Origin of the sequence: Streptomyces gilvus (assembly GCF_022513565.1) — a bacterium.
In the GTDB taxonomy this organism is placed as follows: domain Bacteria; phylum Actinomycetota; class Actinomycetes; order Streptomycetales; family Streptomycetaceae; genus Streptomyces; species Streptomyces gilvus.
The window spans coordinates 1-3074 of record NZ_JAKWBE010000062.1 but is presented as its reverse complement, the minus strand read 5'-3'; the positions used below and the strand labels follow the sequence as shown (position 1 = coordinate 3074).

Sequence of the window (3074 nt, the reverse complement as noted above, 5' to 3'; positions counted from 1 at the left end):
CGATAGGCCCCGGGGAGTCGTCAACCAGGCTTTGATCCGGGGGTGTCCGAATGGGGAAACCCGGCAGTCGTCATGGGCTGTCACCCACTGCTGAACACATAGGCAGTGTGGAGGGAACGCGGGGAAGTGAAACATCTCAGTACCCGCAGGAAGAGAAAACAACCGTGATTCCGGGAGTAGTGGCGAGCGAAACCGGATGAGGCCAAACCTACGACGTGTGAGACCCGGCAGGGGTTGCGTCGTGGGGGTTGTGGGATCTCTCTTCTGTCGTCTGCCGGCGGCAGGACGAGTCAGAAACCGTTGATGTAGGCGAAGGACATGCGAAAGGTCCGGCGTAGAGGGTAAGACCCCCGTAGTCGAAACGTCAGCGGCTCGTTGGAGAGACACCCAAGTAGCACGGGGCCCGAGAAATCCCGTGTGAATCTGGCGGGACCACCCGCTAAGCCTAAATATTCCCTGGTGACCGATAGCGGATAGTACCGTGAGGGAATGGTGAAAAGTACCCCGGGAGGGGAGTGAAATAGTACCTGAAACCGTGTGCCTACAAGCCGTGGGAGCGTCGGAAGCACTTCGGTGCTTCTCGTGACTGCGTGCCTTTTGAAGAATGAGCCTGCGAGTTTGCGGTGTGTTGCGAGGTTAACCCGGGTGGGGTAGCCGTAGCGAAAGCGAGTCCGAAGAGGGCGTTTTAGTAGCATGCTCAAGACCCGAAGCGGAGTGATCTAGCCATGGGCAGGTTGAAGCGGCTGTAAGAGGTCGTGGAGGACCGAACCCACCAGGGTTGAAAACCTGGGGGATGACCTGTGGTTAGGGGTGAAAGGCCAATCAAACTCCGTGATAGCTGGTTCTCCCCGAAATGCATTTAGGTGCAGCGTCGTGTGTTTCTTGCCGGAGGTAGAGCACTGGATAGGCGATGGGCCCTACCGGGTTACTGACCTTAGCCAAACTCCGAATGCCGGTAAGTGAGAGCGCGGCAGTGAGACTGTGGGGGATAAGCTCCATGGTCGAGAGGGAAACAGCCCAGAGCATCGACTAAGGCCCCTAAGCGTACGCTAAGTGGGAAAGGATGTGGAGTCGCAGAGACAACCAGGAGGTTGGCTTAGAAGCAGCCACCCTTGAAAGAGTGCGTAATAGCTCACTGGTCTAGTGATTCCGCGCCGACAATGTAGCGGGGCTCAAGCGTACCGCCGAAGTCGTGTCATTGCAGCATGAGGGCCAACGCCCGCTGTGATGGGTAGGGGAGCGTCGTCTGCCGGGTGAAGCAGCCGCGTAAGCGAGTTGTGGACGGTTGACGAGTGAGAATGCAGGCATGAGTAGCGATTCACACGTGGGAAACGTGTGCGCCGATTGACTAAGGGTTCCTGGGTCAAGCTGATCTGCCCAGGGTAAGTCGGGACCTAAGGCGAGGCCGACAGGCGTAGTCGATGGATAACCGGTTGATATTCCGGTACCCGCTGTGAAGCGTCAAACATCGAATCCAGTGATGCTAAGCCCGTGAAGCCGCCGGCTGAGTCTTCGGACGAGGTCGGAGTGGTGGAGCCGGTGGCCCGAGCTGGTAGTAGGTGAGTGATGGGGTGACGCAGGAAGGTAGTCCATCCCGGGCGGTGGTTGTCCCGGGGTAAGGGTGTAGGCCGGTGTGTAGGCAAATCCGCACACCTTGTGGCTGAGACCTGATGCCGAGCCGATTGTGGTGAAGTGGATGATCCTATGCTGTCGAGAAAAGCCTCTAGCGAGTTTCATGGCGGCCCGTACCCTAAACCGACTCAGGTGGTCTGGTAGAGAATACCGAGGCGTTCGGGTGAACTATGGTTAAGGAACTCGGCAAAATGCCCCCGTAACTTCGGGAGAAGGGGGGCCACGCCTGGTGAGAGGACTTGCTCCTTGAGCTGGGGGTGGCCGCAGAGACCAGCGAGAAGCGACTGTTTACTAAAAACACAGGTCCGTGCGAAGCCGTAAGGCGATGTATACGGACTGACGCCTGCCCGGTGCTGGAACGTTAAGGGGACCGGTTAGTCACTCTTCGGGGTGGCGAAGCTGAGAACTTAAGCGCCAGTAAACGGCGGTGGTAACTATAACCATCCTAAGGTAGCGAAATTCCTTGTCGGGTAAGTTCCGACCTGCACGAATGGCGTAACGACTTCTCGACTGTCTCAACCATAGGCCCGGTGAAATTGCACTACGAGTAAAGATGCTCGTTTCGCGCAGCAGGACGGAAAGACCCCGGGACCTTTACTACAGTTTGATATTGGTGTTCGGTTCGGCTTGTGTAGGATAGCTGGGAGACTGTGAAAGCCATACGCCAGTATGGTGGGAGTCGTCGTTGAAATACCAGTCTGGTCGTGCTGGATGTCTAACCTGGGTCCGTGATCCGGATCAGGGACAGTGTCTGATGGGTAGTTTAACTGGGGCGGTTGCCTCCTAAAGGGTAACGGAGGCGCCCAAAGGTTCCCTCAGCCTGGTTGGCAATCAGGTGTTGAGTGTAAGTGCACAAGGGAGCTTGACTGTGAGACCGACGGGTCGAGCAGGGACGAAAGTCGGGACTAGTGATCCGGCGGTGGCTTGTGGAAGCGCCGTCGCTCAACGGATAAAAGGTACCCCGGGGATAACAGGCTGATCTTCCCCAAGAGTCCATATCGACGGGATGGTTTGGCACCTCGATGTCGGCTCGTCGCATCCTGGGGCTGGAGTCGGTCCCAAGGGTTGGGCTGTTCGCCCATTAAAGCGGTACGCGAGCTGGGTTTAGAACGTCGTGAGACAGTTCGGTCCCTATCCGCTGTGCGCGTAGGAGTCTTGAGAAGGGCTGTCCCTAGTACGAGAGGACCGGGACGGACGAACCTCTGGTGTGCCAGTTGTTCTGCCAAGGGCATGGCTGGTTGGCTACGTTCGGGAGGGATAACCGCTGAAAGCATCTAAGCGGGAAGCCTGCTTCGAGATGAGGACTCCCACCCACTTGATGGGGTAAGGCTCCCAGTAGACGACTGGGTTGATAGGCCGGATCTGGAAGCACCGCAAGGTGTGGAGGTGACCGGTACTAATAGGCCGAGGGCTTGTCCTCAGTTGCTCGCGTCCACTGTGTT

At 57.5% G+C, this 3074-nt stretch carries 1 rRNA gene; it reads left to right on the top strand.

The window, feature by feature from the left end:
- Positions 1-3052 (top strand): 23S ribosomal RNA (locus MKW14_RS40550); the annotation flags it as partial.
- Positions 3053-3074 lie beyond the last annotated feature (22 nt).